Below are 17825 nucleotides of genomic sequence, written 5' to 3'. Positions count from 1 at the left end.
ATGGAATTCACCACTCAACACTTCATCGCATTGGCGCCGATGCTGATCACCACCATCACCACGGTGGTGGTGATGCTGGCGATCGCCTGGAAGCGCAACCACTCGCAGACCTTCCTGCTGTCCACCGTGGGCCTGAACCTGGCCCTGCTGTCGATCCTGCCGGCGCTGAAGGTAGCGCCGCTGGCCGTCACCGCGCTGATCACCATCGACAAGTTCGCCTGCCTGTACATGGCGATCATCCTGGTGGCGACGCTGGCGTGCGTCACCTTGGCCCACGCCTACCTTGGCGAAGGCTCCAAGGGCTTCCCGGGCAACCGTGAAGAACTGTACCTGCTGCTGCTGATGTCGGCACTCGGTGGCCTGGTACTGGTCAGCGCCAACCACCTGGCCGGCCTGTTCATTGGCCTGGAGCTGCTGTCGGTACCGGTCTACGGCCTGGTGGCGTATGCGTTCTTCAACAAGCGTTCACTGGAAGCCGGTATCAAGTACATGGTGCTGTCGGCTGCAGGCTCGGCTTTCCTGCTGTTCGGCATGGCCCTGCTGTACGCGGATGCAGGTAGCCTGAGCTTTGACCAGATCGGCAAAGCCCTGGCGACCACCAGCATGCCAAGCCTGGTGGCCCAACTGGGCCTGGGCATGATGCTGGTCGGCCTGGCCTTCAAGCTGTCGCTGGTACCGTTCCACCTGTGGACCCCGGACGTGTACGAAGGCGCCCCGGCGCCGGTCGCCGCGTTCCTGGCCACCGCCAGCAAGGTCGCGGTGTTCGCTGTGGTCGTGCGCCTGTTCATGCTCTCCCCTGCTGCCAGCAGCGGCGCGCTGAGCACCGTACTGGCGGTGATTGCCGTGGCCTCGATCCTTATTGGCAACCTGCTGGCGCTGACCCAGAGCAACCTCAAGCGCCTGCTGGGTTACTCGTCCATCGCCCACTTCGGCTACCTGGTCATTGCCCTGGTTGCCAGCAAGGGCCTGGCCCTGGAAGCCATGGGCGTTTATCTGGTCACCTACGTGATCACCAGCCTGGGTGCCTTCGGTGTCATCACCCTGATGTCCTCGCCTTACGGCGGCCGTGACGCCGATGCACTGTATGAGTACCGCGGCCTGTTCTGGCGCCGTCCGTACCTGACGGCCGTACTGACCGTGATGATGCTGTCGCTGGCGGGCATCCCGCTGACCGCTGGCTTCATCGGCAAGTTCTACATCATCGCCACTGGCGTAGAGTCGCACCTGTGGTGGCTGGTCGGTGCCCTGGTGATCGGTAGCGCCATCGGCGTTTACTACTACTTGCGCGTCATGGTCACCCTGTACCTGGTCGAGCCGAACCTGCGTCGCCACGACGCCCCGCTGAAGTGGGAACAGCGCACCGGTGGCGTCATGCTGCTGGCCATCGCCATTCTTGCCTTCGTACTCGGCGTCTACCCGCAACCGCTGCTGGAGCTGGTCCAGCAAGCCGGCCTGCAACTGATAGGCTGATTGCCCCGGCAACACAAAACACCCCGCCTATGCGGGGTGTTTTTTTATCGGCGCATTTTTGGCCTGCCCCCAGTGACGCCTCACTCAACCCGGCTGGGCTGGCCTGCTCCAGGCAGGGCGGCCTGGCGCAAATCACCATTGGCCGAAGGCAGGTACACTTCCGGATTGGGCATCCCGCTAGGGGACAGTTCATGGGTCATTTCGAATTCGGCACGTACTGACCAGCCACACGCCTCGGTGGTGCATTGCAAATAAGCGATACGCAGGAAAATATGGCGCCCCTCGCTAGTACGTATGCGCATCCGGCTGTGGCAATGCGGGCAAACCAGCTTGTAAGTACTCACGGCAAGTACCTGCTAGCATTGCCCAAGCCAGCCTGTGTGTAAGTATTGGCTGCAACTGTGGGTGTATTCTTCAATTGGGTGGTTCTCATTGCAGAAGTGCTCCTTAAAACGCAGGGCTGTATTCATAACGAGTAGTTTAAGCCCATGGAATATCATTAAACCAGTCATGGATATTTGTTATGAGTACTCACGTACTTGCTGCGGTGCTCACGCGCCTTAAACTGCTGACCGGCTCAGAGTCCGATGCCGAGCTGTCCCGGGCACTTTCGGTGAGCCCACAAACGCTGAGCAGCTGGAAGACGCGCGACAGCATTCCATACTCACTTTGCATAGATATCGCCAGGCAGTATGACTGCTCACTGGACTGGCTGTTGCTGGGCCAGGCCGATCAGCCCCCCGCAGGCCCTGATGAAGCAGGCTGGGAATGCGACATGCTTGAGCGCCTGCGTACGCTATCGCCCAGTGATCGCCAGGCCATCCTGCTGTTCATCAAGGACAAGCAGCGTATCCAGCAACTGGAGCGGCAGTTGAGTGAGCTTGGTGGCTAACCCCGCCGGCGCCAGCGCTGGATCAGCTCACGCGGGTCAAGCGTGTCCACCAGCACCATGACCTTGAGGCTGATGGGGATCACCACCACGGCAGCCACGAATGCCGCCATGCCACGGGTCAACAGTGGCACCAGTGACGAAACCAGTGGTTCGAATAAATGGCCCACACCCACGGTGATGAATACCAACAGCAATTTCTTGCTCAGCGTCAGGCGCCTGGCTGTATTGGTAATCAACCGATCGCGCGCCGCACTGACCAGCAATGCCCCCAGCAGCGCAGCGAACAGTACATTGCCATCCACACCGAGCAGCGCCAAGAAGGCCGATGCCAGGTTATCCAGCACAGATTGCTCAGGCATGGGACTGCCCTCGTCGCGGCACAGAAAGGCAGGCCGTCGAACGCAGGCTGTACATGACCGCCGCTTCGACGAACCGGATGTAGCACACCCGCAAGGCACGCCCATGGTCATGCCCGGCGACATCTTCGAGGCGCTTGTAGCCGCGCTCTCTCAATACTGCCCGCCAGCGAGCGAATTCGCGTGCCGCGTCGATGGCCGCACAGCGGGCAGCTACTTCAAGTGCAACCTCACTGACAGGCGCTTGCAGTTGCAGGCGCTCACGCAGCCTGCCCAGGTCCACCCGCGGCCAGAACGGGTCGTGGCTATCGGCAAAGCGCGGCAGCCGAGGATCGTTATCCATGCATCACCCCCTCACTGCCCGGCCAGCATGCCGTAGCGGATGGCTTTGATCACTGCCGCCACCCGTGTAGGCACATCGAACTTGCGCAGGATGTTGGACACATGAAAGTTCACGGTCGACTCCTTGCACGCCAGGATCTGGCCTATCTCCCAGGAACTTTTGCCATAGGCACACCACAACAGCACCTGCTGTTCACGTGGCGTCAAGCGAACCGGAGCGTCAGCGGGGTGTTGCAGCAAATGTCGGGCATTGTCAGTCATGTTTGAACTCCGCAGCTGGTTGAGCGAGGCATCGCTGCCAATTTGCAGCCACCTTACGAAGCGCACGCCACCGCTCTCCACCGATGCGGCTTGTAAAGAACTTTCGTACAAAACCATCTGATGAAGGCTTCACGAAATTTGCTGAGTTCCTGCGTGCTCCAAGCGGCATTTCGCTCGTCTCAACGCCGTTATCCATCCGTTTTTCGCCTGGAGTCGTACAATGCGTTCCGTTTTCCCCCCATCGCACTGCCTTGGCCTGCTGGCTGCCTTTGCTGCCACCCAGCCGGCCCTGGCAGCAACCTCGGTCGAATTAGGCCAGGTGCTGATCACCGATGAGGAGCAGAACGACCTGTCAGCTGCCAGCGAACGCCTGCGCGAGGTGCCAGGCGCCAGTAATCTGGTAGACATGCAACGCGCAGGGCAAGGCCGGGTTGCCAGCAACCAGGATGTGCTGGCCTACCAGCCCGGCGTTTATGCCCAATCGGCGGGCAACGATGGCATCAAACTGTCGATCCGCGGCTCGGGCATCAACCGCGCTCCAGGGGCCCACGGCTCCGGGGTTTACACGATGTTCGACGGCCTGCCCCTGACGGGCCCGGGCGGTACCCCCTACGAGCTGTTCGAGCCGCTGTGGCTGAGCCGTGCCGAAGTGCTGCGCGGCGCCAACGGTTTCGACCAGGGAGCCCTTGCGCTGGGCGGTGCGATCAACTATGTCACCCACACCGGCTACGACGCCGCACCGCTACAGGTGCGCTACGAGGTCGGCAGCCGCGGTTACCAGCACCGGCACATCAGCTCAGGTCAAGTGCTGGGCAATCTCGACTACTACGTGGCCCTGACCGATTCGGAATATGACGGTTATCAGGCTCACAGCAGCGGCAGCGCCAAGGGCATTGCCGCCAATGTCGGCTACCGCTTCAACCCGAACCTTGAAACCCGCTTCTACCTGCGTTACCGGGAGACCGAAAACGAACTGGCCGGGCGCCTGACCAAAGACCAGATCAAGCACCACCCCCGCGCGGCCAATCCCGCCTATCTGGCGCGCGACGACAGCCGCCCGCAGCCAGGCAGCACCTGGGTGGGCAACAAAACCACCTTCTACCTCGACGACGATACGCGCCTGGAAGCCGGCCTGGTCTACCACGACTACCCGATGGACCTGCGCGAAGGCCCGATGCGCCTGAAAGTGGCCTACACCGATGTCAGCGGTACGCTGAACTATTTCCGCCGCGACACCTTGTTCGGTCATGAGAGCAAGACCACCATCGGCTGGCGCACCACCAAGCACCTGCCCAACAGCGGAGCCTCGCAGTTCGCGCGCAATGGCGATGTGTTCGGCGCACGTACCCGCGATTTCACTTACCAGGGGTCGGACACCGTTGTGCATGCAGGTAATGACCTGGAGCTGGTGCCCAACCTCTGGCTGACCACCGGCCTGGCCATGATCTACACGCGCCGCGAAAGTGACGTGACCTACCCGGCCGAAGGCGGCAAGGTGAGCATGCATGACTGGGACTTTGCACCGCGCCTGGGGTTGCGCTACGACATCCGCCCGGACCTGCAGGTGTATGGCAATCTCAGCCGCTCGGTAGAGCCGCCACACCCGTGGTCGCTGATCTGGAGCGCCCCCAGCACAGGCGGCAAGCAGATCCAGCCGATCGAGATGCAGAACCAGACCGCCACTACCCTTGAGCTGGGGGCGCGTGGCGACTCGGCGTTTGGCCACTGGGACCTTGCCTGGTACTACTCGCAAGTGCGCCACGAACTGCTGGCCGTGGAAGTGGTGCCGAACTTCACCTCGGAGTTCAACGCCAGCGCCACCGTGCATCAAGGCGTGGAAGCCGGCCTCGACAGCACCCTGTGGGAACGCGCCGGTACCGGCAAGCTGAGCGTACGCCAAGCCTACACCTTCAGCGACTTCCACTACCGTGATGACGACAAGTTTGGCGACAACCGCCTGCCCGGCATCCCCATGCACTACTACCAGGCCGAACTGCGCTATGACTGGCCGAGCGGCTTCTACGCCGGGGTCAACACGCAAATGGCGTCGAAAGTGCAGGTGGACTATGCCAACAGCTATCACGCCGATGCATATGCCTTGCTAGGCGCGCGCCTGGGCTGGAATTCACCCAAACAGGACTGGCAGACGTGGCTGGACCTGCGCAACCTGACCAACAAGCGCTATGCGGCGACAGTGACACCCACCTACAACGATGCCGGCCAGGACAACGCCCGTTCGACGCCGGGCGAAGGGTTTGGCGTTTACGCCGGTGTTTCCTACAGCTTCCGCTAGAACATGCAGCGCAGTGTTTCTGCAGGAGCAGCTTTGTGCTGCTCCTACAAAGACCGCGCTCACCCAATGATTGCGGATCAAACCGCCCTGTTCAACTTCACCCACGAAGCAAACTTGTCGACAAACGCCTGCAAGAATGGCCGGGTCTTGTCGTTGAGCTTGCCCGAGTCCTCGAACAGGCTTGCTGCCCCGCCAATGTAGGCCTCGGGCATTTGCATGCATGGCATGTCCAGAAACACCAGCGACTGGCGCACGGCATGGTTGGCGCCAAAGCCTCCAATGGCCCCGGGCGATACACTCACCACCGCCGTCGGCTTGCCACCCCAGGCACTTTGCCCGTAGGGCCGCGAACCCACGTCGATGGCATTTTTCAGGCAACCAGGCACCGAGCGGTTGTATTCCGGGGTAACGAACAGCACCGCATCACTGCGGCGGATCTCCTCGCGAAAACGCCTCCACGCCTCTGGCGGCGCTTCGGCCTCGACGTCCTCGTTGTACAACGGCAAATCGCCAATTTCGACGATCTTCAGGGCAAGGCTGGACGGCGCCAGCTCCGAAAGTGCGCGGGCGACCTTGCGGTTGTACGACTCCTTGCGCAAGCTACCCACGACAACCGCTACCGAATACACCTGGCTCATGGCAATTTCCAACCTTTGCTGGGTAAAGGGACGTTGTAGTTATAGATGACCGTTGCTCGGCGCTTTGGTTTTTTTTCCTCAGGGTGAAAACTTCCGAGGCTGTTGCACGGTCTATGCCTTCAGACATTTTCTACGTAATTCAGAGGTTTCCACCCAAATGGCAGCAGTAATGGTCGGCCAATTCCACGCCCGTGACGCCGAAGGCCGTATCTACCCCGTGCACGAGTTCCAGGAGTCCACCTTGCAACTTGACGGCAGCACGCTGGGCGCCCCCATCACCACTTACCGCCTGGCCATCGGCGACAAGGTCAACCACCTCGGTGAAAACCGCTTCGAACTGGCGCGCAGCGGCGTCGAGATCATTCGCATTCCGTGATGCAGTCCACGGTGTAACGGCCGCTCTCGTTCTGCAGGCCATGCACGTCGGCGACAAAACCGGGGAAGCCCTGGTTGAATGCCCGGGCGAAGGCCAGGTAGTCGAGTATCGAGCGGGTCGCCTCGGTGAACCGCTCGCCCGGCATGATCAATGGAATACCGGGCGGATACGGCACCAGCATCACCGCTGCCACACGCCCCAGCAGCGCCTCGATCGGCACCGCCTCCACGTCCCCACGCACCATCTGGTCATAGGCACGGGCCGGGCTCACGGCCACCTCCGGCAAACGCGTGAACAGCCGCTTCAGTTGCTTGGCCGTGGCATTGGCGCGGTAGCAGTCATGCAACTGGTCACACAGGTCGCGCAACCCCATCCTCTGGTAGCGTGAAGCATCAGCTGCCACCACGCTCGGCAGACAACTGCTCAGGGCTGTGTTGCCATCATAGTGGCGTTTGAATTCCAGCAACTCCGTCAGCAAAGTGCTCCACTTGCCTTTGGTAATGCCCATGGAAAACAGCACCAGGAAGCTGTACAGGCCGGTGTTCTCCACCACCAGCCCCCGCTCCCAGAGAAATTTGCTGACCACCGCCGCCGGGATGCCATGCTCGCCCAGCACACCACCCGCACTCAGGCCCGGCATTACCAATGTGACCTTGAGCGGGTCGAGCAGCACGTAGTCGTCCACCACTTCGCCAAAGCCATGCCACTCGGCACCCGGTTGCAGCAACCAGTCCTGCGCGGCCAGGCGCTGGATACCTTCGGTGCCCGGCGGCTGCCAGATACTGAACCACCAGTCATCCGCAGCAATGTGCTCGCGCAAGTTGGCCAGGGCACGACGAAAACTCAACGCTTCGTCGAACATCTCTTGCAGCAGTGAATGCCCCGCCGGCCCTTCCATCATGCTCGAGGCTACATCCAGCGAGGCAAGGATGCTGTACTGCGGCGAGGTCGAGATATGCATCATGAACGCTTCGTTGAAGCGGTCTCGGTCCAGTTGCCGCCTGGCCCCGTCCTGCACATGGATCATCGAGGCCTGGCTGAACGCGGCCAGCAATTTGTGGGTGGAATGGGTACTGAACACCAGCGGGCTGCCCGCCGTGCAGGCCGTGCCCATGGCATAGCGCCCGGTGAAGAAATCATGAAACGCCGCATAGGCAAACCAGGCTTCGTCGAAGTGCAGCACCTCTACACTCGCACCCAAGCACTGCTTGATCATCCCGGCGTGGTAACACAGCCCGTCGTAGGTGGAGTTGGTCACCACCGCCAGCTTGATGCGCCGCCCGCGATCACGGGCAAGGGGGTTGGCCTGGATCTTCGCCTCGATAGCCTCGGGGCTGAATTCGCTGAGCGGGATCGGGCCGATGATACCCAGCTCGTTGCGCTCCGGGCACAGGTACAGCGGAACGGCGCCAGTCATGATAATTGCGTGAACCACCGACTTGTGGCAGTTGCGGTCCACCAGCACCAGGTCGTCACGGCCGACCATGGCGTGCCAGACGATCTTGTTGGCCGTGGAAGTACCATTGATGACGAAGAAGGTGTGGTCAGCACCGAAGTTACGCGCCGCCCTGGCTTCAGCCTCGGCCAAGGGGCCGGTGTGGTCGAGCAGCGAGCCGAGTTCCGGCACGGATACGGAGAGGTCCGAGCGCAGGGTGTTTTCCCCGAAGAACTGATGAAACGCCTGGCCCACCGGGCTTTTGTGGTAGGCCACGCCACCGCCGTGGCCCGGGGTGTGCCAAGAATAGTTGGACTGCGCGGTATGCTGCACCAAGGCTTTGAAAAACGGCGGCAGCAAGCCGTCAAGGTAGGTATGTGCGGCACGCGCCACCTGGCGGGCGAGGAACGGCACGGTGTCTTCGAACAGGTAAAGAATGCCACGCAGCTGGTTAAGCTCGCTCATGGCTTCGGCGGGGGCGTTTTCCAGGGTTACCTGCTCACCCAGGGCGAAAATCGGCAGATCGGGTGCGCGCAGGCGGGCCAGGCGGATCAGTTCGGCCATGTTCTGCAGCAGGTGGGTATTCTCACCCACGCCTTCGGCAGCGATCAGCATGCAGGCCAGGCCGTGGTGAGTGGCGGCGACCAGACGGGCTTCGGCGTGGTCAGCGGCGGCGAGAATGGCGAAGCCATCCTGGCGCAGTTCCTCGGCGATACCCCGCACGCGCTCGCCAGCGACACTGTCGGCCTTGATGGCGCGGTGGACGATGAGGATCGGGAACTTGAGGTCCTTGTACATCAGGTGGCTACCTCCGAAGGACATGGCGTCCACTTCAGGGTAGTTGACGGGCCGGTCTTGAGCGTTGAGGTGACGCGTAGATCGAGCGCCGCCCGCGCGGCGCTCGATCTCAAAGGCGCCACACAACCCACGGCAAGCAGAAAAAATTACCCTGTTGGCGTCTCGGTAAGGACCTGCCACATGGAGGGCCCACCCGCCGACTTGGCAACGGCGGCCAGCCGCTCGGCATGCGCCTCCAGTTCCTCGGTACTGGCCATGATCACCCGCCCCGGCGTACGCCCGACAATGCGGCGGATCTCGCTGCCGCCAGCGCCCTGCCCGTCATCTTCGGCATCCGCCCCATGGCCAGCCAGCGACAGGCTGGTCTGGCCACCGGTCATCGCCAGGTAGACGTCAGCCAGCAGTTCCGAGTCGAGCAATGCGCCGTGCAACTCACGGCCCGAGTTGTCGATGTCGTAGCGTTTACAGAGCGCATCGAGGCTGTTGCGCTGCCCCGGGTGGCGCGAGCGCGCCAGCAACAGGGTGTCGAGGATGGTGCAATGTTGCGAAATGTCAGCGCGATGCTGCTGGCCCAGCAAGGCGAATTCGTTGTTGATGAAGCCAACGTCAAACGCCGCGTTATGGATGACCAGCGTGGCGCCCTGGATGAATTCGAAGAATTCCTCGGCTACATCGCCAAAGCGTGGCTTGCCGACCAGGAAGGTATCGGTGATGCCGTGGACGTTGATAGCGCCCTCGTCACTCTCGCGGTCCGGCTGCAGGTAGACGTGGAAGTGCCGCCCGGTGAGGCGCCGGCCGATGACCTCGACACAGCCAATCTCGATGATGCGGTGGCCTTCGCTGACCGGCATACCCGTGGTTTCGGTATCGAGAATGACGAAGCGTTTATCTTGCTGCTGCTCCACGCGGGGCGCTCCAACTTGCATCAGTTACAAAGGCCGCAATTGTACCCCAGCTCAACGCTGGGCGCGCACCTCATCGACCCCACGGTTGGCCAGTTGGTCGGCGCGCTCGTTCCCGGGGTGACCAATGTGGCCGCGCACCCACTTCCAGCTCACCTTGTGGCGGTTGACCTGTTCATCGAGCTGCTGCCACAGGTCGGCATTTTTCACCGGCTCTTTGGCTGCGGTTTTCCAGCCGCGCTTCTTCCAGTTGACCATCCACTCGTTGATACCCTTCATCACGTACTGCGAGTCAGTGGTCAGCACCACGTCGCACTCACGCTTGAGCGACATCAGCCCCTGGATGGCCGCCATCAGTTCCATGCGGTTGTTGGTGGTTTCACGTTCGCCGCCCCACAGTTCCTTCTCGACGCCCTTGTAGATCATCAGGACGCCCCAGCCACCCGGGCCAGGATTGCCTTTGCAGGCACCATCGGTAAACATTTCGACGCTATCGCTCATGTACCACTCTTGAATTCAGTGCTTGTCAGTTTCAGGGTTGGCCGCCGTGCGGTTCACCTTGGCCAGCGGCAGCGGCAGCAACTTGCCCATCGGCTCGCGGCGCTCCGGGCGCAACGGCCGCAGGCCCACCACCATCTTGCGCGCCACCAGCAGGTACACCCCGCCACCAGAGGTCTGCCAGCCGCCAGCCACCCGTTCCCAGCCCGCCAGGCGCTGCTGCCAGGCCGGTGAGGCAAGCGGCGGACGATAGCACCCGAAGCGGCGTTTCTCCAGCGCGAAGCCCAGCAGGTTGAGCCAGTCGCCTACCCGCGACGGCGAGATACAGCGGGCCTTGCGCAGGGCATCATGGCTGAAGAAGTGGCGCATGCCCCAACTGCTCCACGGGTTGATCCCGACGATCAGCAAGTGCCCGCCCGGGCGTACGGCGCTGGCGGCCTCGCGCAGCAAACCGTGAGGCGACAGGCTGAAATCCAGGCCATGTTGCAGCACCACCACATCGGCGGCGTGCTCGCTCAATGGCCAGGCCTGTTCTTCACAGGCAATCTCCACCCCCGGTAGCGGCGCCCCAAGGCGCACGTTGCGCTGCACCTGGGGAGCGCTGGGCGGCGGCTCCGCGCAGGGGCCGTAGTGCACGAGGTAACCCCCGAAGAAGCGCCCGAGCTCTTCTTCCAGCAGTTTTTCCTCTTCCTTGAGCATCAGCTGGCCGAGCGGGCCATTGAACCACTCACGGGCCAGGCTGATCAGCTTGACCCAGTCCGGGTCGGCCTGGGCAAAGGCTTGGTCGGTCATTGCGCTCTCCCTCGAAGGTTCTCCCACCGCGCCATCGCGGCTAAGATGCCTTCATGTGCCACGCTTGGCGAATCGGATCCGCACCATGATACAGATCGATGCTCTCCCCGCTTTCTCCGACAACTACATCTGGTTGTTACAGGATACTGCCAAACGCCACTGCGCGGTGGTCGACCCCGGAGATGCCGGCCCAGTGGAACGCTGGCTGTCGGCCAACCCAGACTGGGTGCTCAGCGACATCCTGATTACCCACCACCACAACGACCATGTCGGCGGCGTGCAACGGCTCAAGCAACTGACCGACGCACGGGTCTGCGGCCCGGCCAACGAGCACATTCCCTGCCGCGACCTGGCGCTGGACGACGGCGACCCAGTGACGGTGCTTGGCGTGACGTTTCAGGTCCTGGCGGTGCCTGGCCACACCTTGGGGCATATCGCGTTCTTCAGCGATCAGCCGCCGACGCCAGTATTGTTCAGTGGCGACACCCTGTTCGCCGCCGGGTGCGGGCGAATGTTCGAGGGTACACCCGAACAGATGCAACCGGCCCTCGCCCGCCTGGCGGCGCTGCCGCCACAAACTGAAGTGTACTGCGCCCACGAATACACCCTCAGCAACCTGCGCTTTGCCAAGGCGGTGGACCCCACCAACCCGCACGTTCTTGAGCGGTTCGAGGACGTTACCCGTTTGCGCGCCGACAATCGCATCACCTTGCCATCAACGATTGGCCTGGAACGCCTCACCAACCCCTTCCTGCGCACCTCTGAAACATTAGTTAAACAAAAAGCAGACGAATGGAAGGGACATTCAAACGACTCGCAGGTCACTGTTTTTGCTGCCTTGAGGTCTTGGAAGGACACCTTCTGATAACCTCAAGATATATCGCAAAGCGCTGACAACGGTTGACCCGGCCGGGAGCGGTTTCTAGAATCGCCGAAATTTTTTGCCCGGATACCTGTCCCAGCCGATGTCTTCCCGTAGCCGCAGAACCGCTCATTCAGTCGCCTTGACGCGCCTGGCCCAAATCAGTGCGCTGGCGCTGGCCGCCACCCTGGTGGGCTGCCAGAGCACCCGTCAGCTTGACGACTCCGAAAGCGTTCGCGCGCACAATTACCAGGCGCGGATCAAGCACAAGCCTGCACCGCTGCTGGTCAAGCCGGTTGAGAAAACGCCGCAGGACGTTTGGGAGCGCATGCGCCAGGGCTTCGCCCTGCAGGACAGCATCGACGTCAACCCGCGCATCGAGCAGCAGCGCCTGTGGTTCGCCAGCAACCCCACCTTCATCGAAAGCGCCGGTGAGCGCGGCAGCCTCTACCTGCACTACATTGTCGAGCGTCTTGAAGAGCGCGACATGCCGCTGGAGCTGGCGCTGCTGCCCGCCATCGAGAGCGCCTACAACCCGATGGCCTATTCACGTGCCAGCGCTGCCGGCATGTGGCAGTTCATGCCAGCGACAGGTCGCCACTTCAACCTGCGCCAGACCAACTTCTACGATGGCCGCCGCGATATCACCGCGTCGACCAACGCAGCACTGGATTACCTGACCCGCCTGCACGACATGTTCAACGGCGACTGGCTGCTGGCCCTGGCCGCTTACAACGCCGGCGAAGGCACGGTCAGCCGCGCCATGGAACGCAACGAAAGGCTCGGCCTGCCAACCGACTACTGGAACCTGCCGCTGCCGCAGGAAACCCGCGACTATGTGCCCAAGCTGCTGGCCTTGTCGCAGGTGGTACTCACGCCTGAAGCCTATGGCGTCAACCTGAACCCGATCGCCAACGAGCCCTACTTCGAAGCGGTAGCCATCAATGATCGCCTGGACCTGTCGCGGGTGGCGGCCTTTGCCAATATCGACGAAGACGAGCTGATCCAGCTCAACCCGGCCTTCAAGAAGCGCATGACCGTGGACGGCCCGCAGCAGCTGTTGGTACCAACCGCCAAAGCGCAGTTGCTGAGCGATAGCCTGTCCAACCTCAAGCCCGAGCAACTGGTCAGCCTGCAACCAAACAAGGCCGTGTTCGCCCGCGCTGTGGCCGAAGCCAAGGCGCCGGTAGCGGCACGCAGCTACCGGGTCAAGCGTGGCGACAACCTGGGCGCCATCGCCAAGGCCAACCGCGTTTCGGTCAGTGACATCAAGCGCTGGAACCGCCTGTCCGGCAACAGCCTGCGTGCCGGCCAGGTGCTGGCCCTGCGCGGTGGCAATGGGCCGAGCGCCGCCGGCAATCGGGTTGCTGCTTCCGGCAAGCGCTCTACCCAGTACAAAGTACGCAAGGGCGACTCGCTGTACCTGGTGGCCAAGCGTTTCAACGTTGAGATGCAGCACCTCAAGCGCTGGAACCCGCGCAGCGGGCATGCATTGAAGCCCGGGCAGACACTGACCGTTTACTTGTCGCATTGATCTGAAGCTCCGGGTACACCTGCCATGGTGTGGTAATCGGCTAATACCTCGCGCAACCTCCAACAGCTGAAGCTGCAGCCTCCACTCCATCAAAGAGGCTGCACCCATGGCACCGTCTCAAAACAGCCAGCTCCAACGCTTCGAAGCCAACATTCATGATGTCTTCAGCTTTACCCGGGCGGAGTACCTGATCAACGATGATGGCGACTTCGACCTCTATACCTTGCGTTTTATCGATCCCCAGTACCAGATCACCAAATCTGCGCAACATGACAGAGGCGACCATAGGCGCTTGAAGCCGGCCGTGGCGCCTATCCTGGTAGCCTATTCAGACCATTTCATGAGGGGTACTTTCTCCTCTCACATTTCGTATCTTCATTTTGTATATCCTGCTGGAAAGCAGCTGACGCACAAAGTGCTCAACACCGACATAACCGTCAATCAGGTACCTGGGCAGATGAACGCGCTGCGCTTTCGCCAAGAGCGGGATGTGCCGGACAATTGGGTTGCGAACACGTACTGGGTTCTGACCGACCAGCACGGCACCGAATACAAAATCCAATTCACTTCAGAAGATAACGCCAACTTGATCGGCATCGCCCGTTATCCAGGTTGAGATCAAGATGGAGCGTCCATTCGGACGCTCTTTTTCCAATCTCACCAAGCTGTTACTGTACCCGATCAAAGCCCAACGCCTCTGGATCGGATGCCGACTTGATACGTCCCCTCCTGCTGTCACTCAGCCTGGCCTTGAGCTTTCCCGTAGCCGCGATGGTGAGCGAAAGCCACGGATACGCGCAGTTCGGCACGCTCAAGTACCCAGCCACATTCACCCATTTCGACTGGGTCAACCCGCAAGCGCCCAAGGGCGGTACCTTGCGCGCCATGGCTTTTGGCACCTTCGATACCCTCAACCCCTACACCTTCAAGGGGTCGAGCCCGATCACCACGCCCAATTTCCAGCAGTACGGCATCAGCGAGCTGAACGAGCCGCTGATGGTCGGCACCGGCCAGTACGACCCGTCGGGTGACGAGCCGACCTCCAGCTACGGCCTGATCGCCCGTTCGGTCGAATACAGCGAGGACCGCAGCTGGGTGGTGTTCAACCTGCGCCCGGAAGCCCGCTGGCATGACGGCCAGCCGATCACTTCGGCAGACGTGGCCTTTTCCTACCGCACGTTGCTCAAGGACGGCCACCCGATCTACCGCACCAACCTGCAGGAAGTGCAGCGGGTAGACATCCTCGGCCCGCTGCGCATCCGTTTCGTGTTCAAGCGCGCCGGCAACCCGCTGCTGATCCTGCGCCTGGGCGAAATGCCGGTGCTGCCCAAGCACTACTGGCAAAAGCGCGACTTCAAAGCCACTACCTTCGAGCCACCCTTGGGCAGCGGCCCCTACCGCATCACCCAGGTACAACCCGGGCGCCGGCTGGTGTTCGAACGGGTGAAGAACTATTGGGGCAAGGACCTCGCGGTCAACCGTGGCAAGTACAACTTCAAGCGCGTGGAATACGAGTTCTACCGCGACGCCACGGTCGCGTTCGAAGCGTTCAAGGCTGGCGAATTCGACATCTACATCGAGCACCAGGCGAAGAACTGGGCCAACGGCTACAACTTCCCGGCCGTGCGCCGCGGCGAGGTGATCAAGGCGCAGATCCCGCACCGCATCCCCACGCAAACCCAGGGCCTGTTCATGAACAGCCGTCGGGCCACCTTCAGCGACCCACGGGTACGCCAGGCGCTGGGCCTGATGCTGGACTTCGAGTGGACCAACCGCGCCCTGTTCAGCAGCGCCTACCGCCGCTCGACCAGTTACTACCCCAACAGCGAGTTCGCCGCCAGCGGCGTGCCTACCGGTAAGGAATGGCTGTTACTGGCGCCGTTCCGCGACCAGTTGCCGGCCAAGCTGTTCAGCGAACCCTACAAGGTCAGCCAGACCGATGGCCGCGGCATCAACCGCCAGACCCTGCGCCAGGCCTTGGGCCTGCTTGCCGAGGCTGGCTGGAAGCTGAACGGCCAGCGCCTGCTCGACAGCAAGGGCCAGCAACTGCGCATGGAACTGCTGCTGGTTAACCCCAACCTTGAACGCATCCTGCAACCTTATGTCGAAAACCTGGCCAGCATCGGCATCGATGCACGCTTGCGCACCGTGGACCGTGCCCAGTACAAACAACGTCTGGACCAGTTCGATTTCGACATGATTCTGATGACCTTGAACCAGACCCTGAGCCCCGGCCTGGAGCAGTGGCTGTACTTCCATTCCAGCCAGGCCGCGACCAAGGGCAGCAAGAACTATGCTGGGGTCAAGGACCCGGTGGTCGATCACCTGCTCGACACCCTGCTGGCCGCACGCACCCGCGACGATCAGGTCGCCGCCGCCCGCGCCCTGGACCGCGTGCTCTCATGGCAGTACTACATGATCCCCAACTGGTACCTCGACAACCATCGCCTGGCCTACCGCAACCGGTTCGCCTTCGTCACCACGCCGCCCTATACCCTCGGGCTGAACAGCTGGTGGATCAAGACTTCGGAGAAAGCCCAATGACGCCAACGCACCGCCTGCGCCGGCTGGCATGCAGCCTGTTGCTCGCCTGCCTGAGCCTTCCCACCCTGGCCGCACCGCAGCACGCGCTCACCCTGTACGACGAGCCACCCAAGTACCCTGCCGACTTCAAGCACTTCGACTACGTCAACCCCGACGCGCCCAAGGGCGGCACCTTCCGCCAGTCCAGCTTCGGCGGCTTCGACAGCCTCAACCCGTTCATCAACAAAGGCGTATCGGCCGAGAACATCGCCAGCATCTACGACACGCTGATGCGCCAGAGCCAGGACGAGCCGTTCACCGAATACGGCTTGGTGGCCGGCAAAATCGAGAAAGCCCCGGACAACAGCTGGGTGCGCTTCTACCTGCGCCCCGAAGCCCGCTTCCACGACGGCCACCCGATGCGCGCCGAGGACGTGGTGTTCACTTTCAACGCCCTGATCAAGGACGGTGCACCGCTGTACCGCCAGTACTACGCCGACGTCGCTGAGGTGGTCGCCGAAGACCCGCTGAAGGTGCTGTTCAGGTTCAAGCACAAGGGCAACCGCGAGCTGCCGCTGATTCTCGGCCAACTGCCCGTGCTGCCCAAGCACTGGTATGAAAACCGCGACTTCAACCGTGGCAACCTGGAAATCCCCCTGGGCAGCGGCCCGTACAAGGTCGCCGAGGTCAAGGCCGGCCGCTCGGTGCGCTACGAGCGGGTCAAGGACTACTGGGCGAAGGACCTGCCGATCAACCGTGGCTTCTACAACTTCGACGTCATGACCTTCGATTCCTACCGCGACACCACCGTCGCCCTGGAAGCGCTCAAGGCCGGGGCGTTCGACTATGCACTGGAAGTCAGCGCGAAGAACTGGGCCACCGCCTACAACGTGCCCGCCGTGCGCGAAGGCCGCCTGATCAAGGAAGAGCTGCCCAATGGCAACCCCACCGGCATGCAAGGTTTCGTCTTCAACATCCGCCGCCCGGTGTTCCAGGACATTCGCGTGCGAAAGGCACTGAGCCTTCTGCTGGACTACGAGTGGACCAACAAGCAGCTGTTCAACGGCGCCTACACCCGCACCGGCAGCTACTTCGAGAATTCGGAAATGGCCGCCCATGGCTTGCCTGGCCCCAACGAGCTGAACATCCTCGAGCCGCTGCGGGGCAAAATCCCCGATCAGGTATTCACCGAGGCTTACAAGAACCCGGTCAGCGACGGCAGCGGCATGATCCGCGAGCAGCAGCGCCAGGCCTACAAGCTGCTGCAGGACGCCGGCTGGAAAATCGTCGATGACAAGATGGTCGACGCCCAAGGCAAGCCGGTAACCATCGAGTTCTTGCTGGCGCAGACCGAGTTCGAACGCATTCTGCTGCCGTTCAAGCGGAACCTCGCCGACCTCGGCATTGACCTGAGCATCCGCCGGGTCGACGTTTCCCAGTACATCACCCGCCTGCGTTCACGTGACTACGACATGATCGTCGGCGGCTACCCACAGTCCAACTCGCCGGGTAACGAACAGCGCGAGTTCTGGTCCAGTGCCGCCGCCGACAACCCCGGCAGCCGCAACTTCATCGGCCTGCGCGATCCGGCCATCGACCAGTTGGTGGAACAACTGATCAACGCCGACTCTCGCCAGAGCCTGATCGACCACTGCCGTGCCCTCGACCGCGTGTTGCTATGGGGCTACTACGTGATCCCCAACTGGCACATCAAGACCTGGCGCGTGGCCTACTGGAACCACATCGGCCACCCGAAAGTGTCGCCCAAATACGACATCGGCATCGACACCTGGTGGATCAAGCCCGGGGTAACCCCGGCGGTCAGCGAAGCCCCTGCGGACGAGGCCAACTAA

Annotated in this window: 18 protein-coding genes; 9 read left to right on the top strand and 9 right to left on the bottom strand. The window is 62.0% G+C overall.

Features of this window, described 5'->3' with window-relative positions:
- Nucleotides 1–1470 carry an NADH-quinone oxidoreductase subunit NuoN gene (nuoN, locus tag LU684_RS13895; protein ID WP_016488227.1) on the top strand — a complete coding sequence of 490 codons (1470 nt, stop codon included), beginning with the start codon at nucleotides 1–3 and terminating at the stop codon, nucleotides 1468–1470.
- 80 nt (nucleotides 1471–1550) lie between these two features.
- Here nuoN and LU684_RS13890 read toward each other — a convergent pair whose 3' ends face one another.
- Nucleotides 1551–1814, bottom strand: a complete 264-nt coding sequence (locus tag LU684_RS13890) for an ogr/Delta-like zinc finger family protein (RefSeq protein WP_016488228.1) — start codon at nucleotides 1812–1814, stop codon at nucleotides 1551–1553.
- Nucleotides 1815–1993: 179 nt separating this feature from the next.
- Here LU684_RS13890 and LU684_RS13885 point away from each other — a divergent pair, with 179 nt between their 5' ends.
- On the top strand, nucleotides 1994–2362 hold the full coding sequence (locus tag LU684_RS13885) for a helix-turn-helix domain-containing protein (protein WP_232894740.1): 369 nt from the start codon (nucleotides 1994–1996) through the stop codon (nucleotides 2360–2362).
- Here the strand turns inward: LU684_RS13885 and LU684_RS13880 are convergent.
- From LU684_RS13880 to LU684_RS13870, 3 genes are read right to left on the bottom strand one after another with little or no spacing between them, the layout of a single operon-like run.
- The gene (locus tag LU684_RS13880) at nucleotides 2359–2721 is read right to left on the bottom strand and encodes a hypothetical protein (protein WP_016488230.1); all 363 of its coding nucleotides are present in this window, start codon (nucleotides 2719–2721) and stop codon (nucleotides 2359–2361) included. The genes LU684_RS13885 and LU684_RS13880 overlap by 4 nt on opposite strands.
- Nucleotides 2714–3061, bottom strand: a complete 348-nt coding sequence (locus tag LU684_RS13875; protein WP_016488231.1) for a head completion/stabilization protein — start codon at nucleotides 3059–3061, stop codon at nucleotides 2714–2716. The genes LU684_RS13880 and LU684_RS13875 overlap by 8 nt, the downstream gene beginning before the upstream one ends.
- An 11-nt stretch (nucleotides 3062–3072) precedes the next feature.
- Nucleotides 3073–3321 (bottom strand): helix-turn-helix domain-containing protein, encoded by a 249-nt coding sequence (locus LU684_RS13870; protein WP_024717878.1) that lies wholly within the window; start codon nucleotides 3319–3321, stop codon nucleotides 3073–3075.
- Nucleotides 3322–3541: 220 nt separating this feature from the next.
- Here LU684_RS13870 and LU684_RS13865 point away from each other — a divergent pair, with 220 nt between their 5' ends.
- The gene (locus LU684_RS13865) at nucleotides 3542–5614 is read left to right on the top strand and encodes a TonB-dependent receptor family protein (RefSeq protein ID WP_096426556.1); all 2073 of its coding nucleotides are present in this window, start codon (nucleotides 3542–3544) and stop codon (nucleotides 5612–5614) included.
- Between the two features lie 77 nt (nucleotides 5615–5691).
- Here the strand turns inward: LU684_RS13865 and chrR are convergent, their stop codons facing one another.
- The gene (gene chrR / locus LU684_RS13860; protein WP_016488234.1) at nucleotides 5692–6252 is read right to left on the bottom strand and encodes a class I chromate reductase ChrR; all 561 of its coding nucleotides are present in this window, start codon (nucleotides 6250–6252) and stop codon (nucleotides 5692–5694) included.
- A gap of 157 nt (nucleotides 6253–6409) precedes the next feature.
- Here chrR and LU684_RS13855 point away from each other — a divergent pair, with 157 nt between their 5' ends.
- Complete coding sequence (locus LU684_RS13855) at nucleotides 6410–6628, top strand: hypothetical protein (protein WP_016488235.1); 219 nt, start codon at nucleotides 6410–6412, stop codon at nucleotides 6626–6628.
- Here the strand turns inward: LU684_RS13855 and LU684_RS13850 are convergent.
- The 4 genes from LU684_RS13850 to LU684_RS13835 form a co-directional block, all read right to left on the bottom strand.
- Nucleotides 6612–8861, bottom strand: a complete 2250-nt coding sequence (locus tag LU684_RS13850; RefSeq protein ID WP_232894755.1) for an Orn/Lys/Arg decarboxylase N-terminal domain-containing protein — start codon at nucleotides 8859–8861, stop codon at nucleotides 6612–6614. The two genes, LU684_RS13855 and LU684_RS13850, sit on opposite strands and share 17 nt — an antisense overlap.
- Nucleotides 8862–9007: 146 nt before the next feature.
- Nucleotides 9008–9766, bottom strand: coding sequence for a DNA polymerase III subunit epsilon (gene dnaQ / locus LU684_RS13845; protein WP_016488237.1), 759 nt, complete (start codon nucleotides 9764–9766; stop codon nucleotides 9008–9010).
- A gap of 51 nt (nucleotides 9767–9817) precedes the next feature.
- Complete coding sequence (gene rnhA / locus LU684_RS13840; protein ID WP_016488238.1) at nucleotides 9818–10264, bottom strand: ribonuclease HI; 447 nt, start codon at nucleotides 10262–10264, stop codon at nucleotides 9818–9820.
- Nucleotides 10265–10279: 15 nt separating this feature from the next.
- Nucleotides 10280–11053: a class I SAM-dependent methyltransferase gene (locus LU684_RS13835; RefSeq protein ID WP_016488239.1), complete on the bottom strand. Its 774-nt coding sequence runs from the start codon at nucleotides 11051–11053 to the stop codon at nucleotides 10280–10282.
- Nucleotides 11054–11138: 85 nt separating this feature from the next.
- Between LU684_RS13835 and gloB the strand changes: the two genes are divergently transcribed.
- From gloB to LU684_RS13810, 5 genes are all read left to right on the top strand, one after another.
- Complete coding sequence (gene gloB / locus LU684_RS13830; protein WP_232894739.1) at nucleotides 11139–11918, top strand: hydroxyacylglutathione hydrolase; 780 nt, start codon at nucleotides 11139–11141, stop codon at nucleotides 11916–11918.
- A 100-nt stretch (nucleotides 11919–12018) separates the two neighbouring features.
- Nucleotides 12019–13449 (top strand): lytic transglycosylase domain-containing protein, encoded by a 1431-nt coding sequence (locus LU684_RS13825; protein WP_016488241.1) that lies wholly within the window; start codon nucleotides 12019–12021, stop codon nucleotides 13447–13449.
- Between the two features lie 106 nt (nucleotides 13450–13555).
- Complete coding sequence (locus LU684_RS13820; protein WP_016488242.1) at nucleotides 13556–14065, top strand: hypothetical protein; 510 nt, start codon at nucleotides 13556–13558, stop codon at nucleotides 14063–14065.
- Nucleotides 14066–14163: 98 nt separating this feature from the next.
- Nucleotides 14164–15993: an extracellular solute-binding protein gene (locus LU684_RS13815; RefSeq protein WP_207268618.1), complete on the top strand. Its 1830-nt coding sequence runs from the start codon at nucleotides 14164–14166 to the stop codon at nucleotides 15991–15993.
- Entirely contained in the window at nucleotides 15990–17825 is a 1836-nt protein-coding gene (locus tag LU684_RS13810; protein WP_016488244.1) for an extracellular solute-binding protein, read from the top strand. Before LU684_RS13815 ends, LU684_RS13810 begins: the two co-directional genes overlap by 4 nt.

This window comes from Pseudomonas sp. NMI542_15, from assembly GCF_021283425.1.
GTDB classification, from domain to species: Bacteria; Pseudomonadota; Gammaproteobacteria; order Pseudomonadales; family Pseudomonadaceae; genus Aquipseudomonas; species Aquipseudomonas fortuita.
This window is presented reverse-complemented; position numbering and strand designations above follow the sequence as displayed.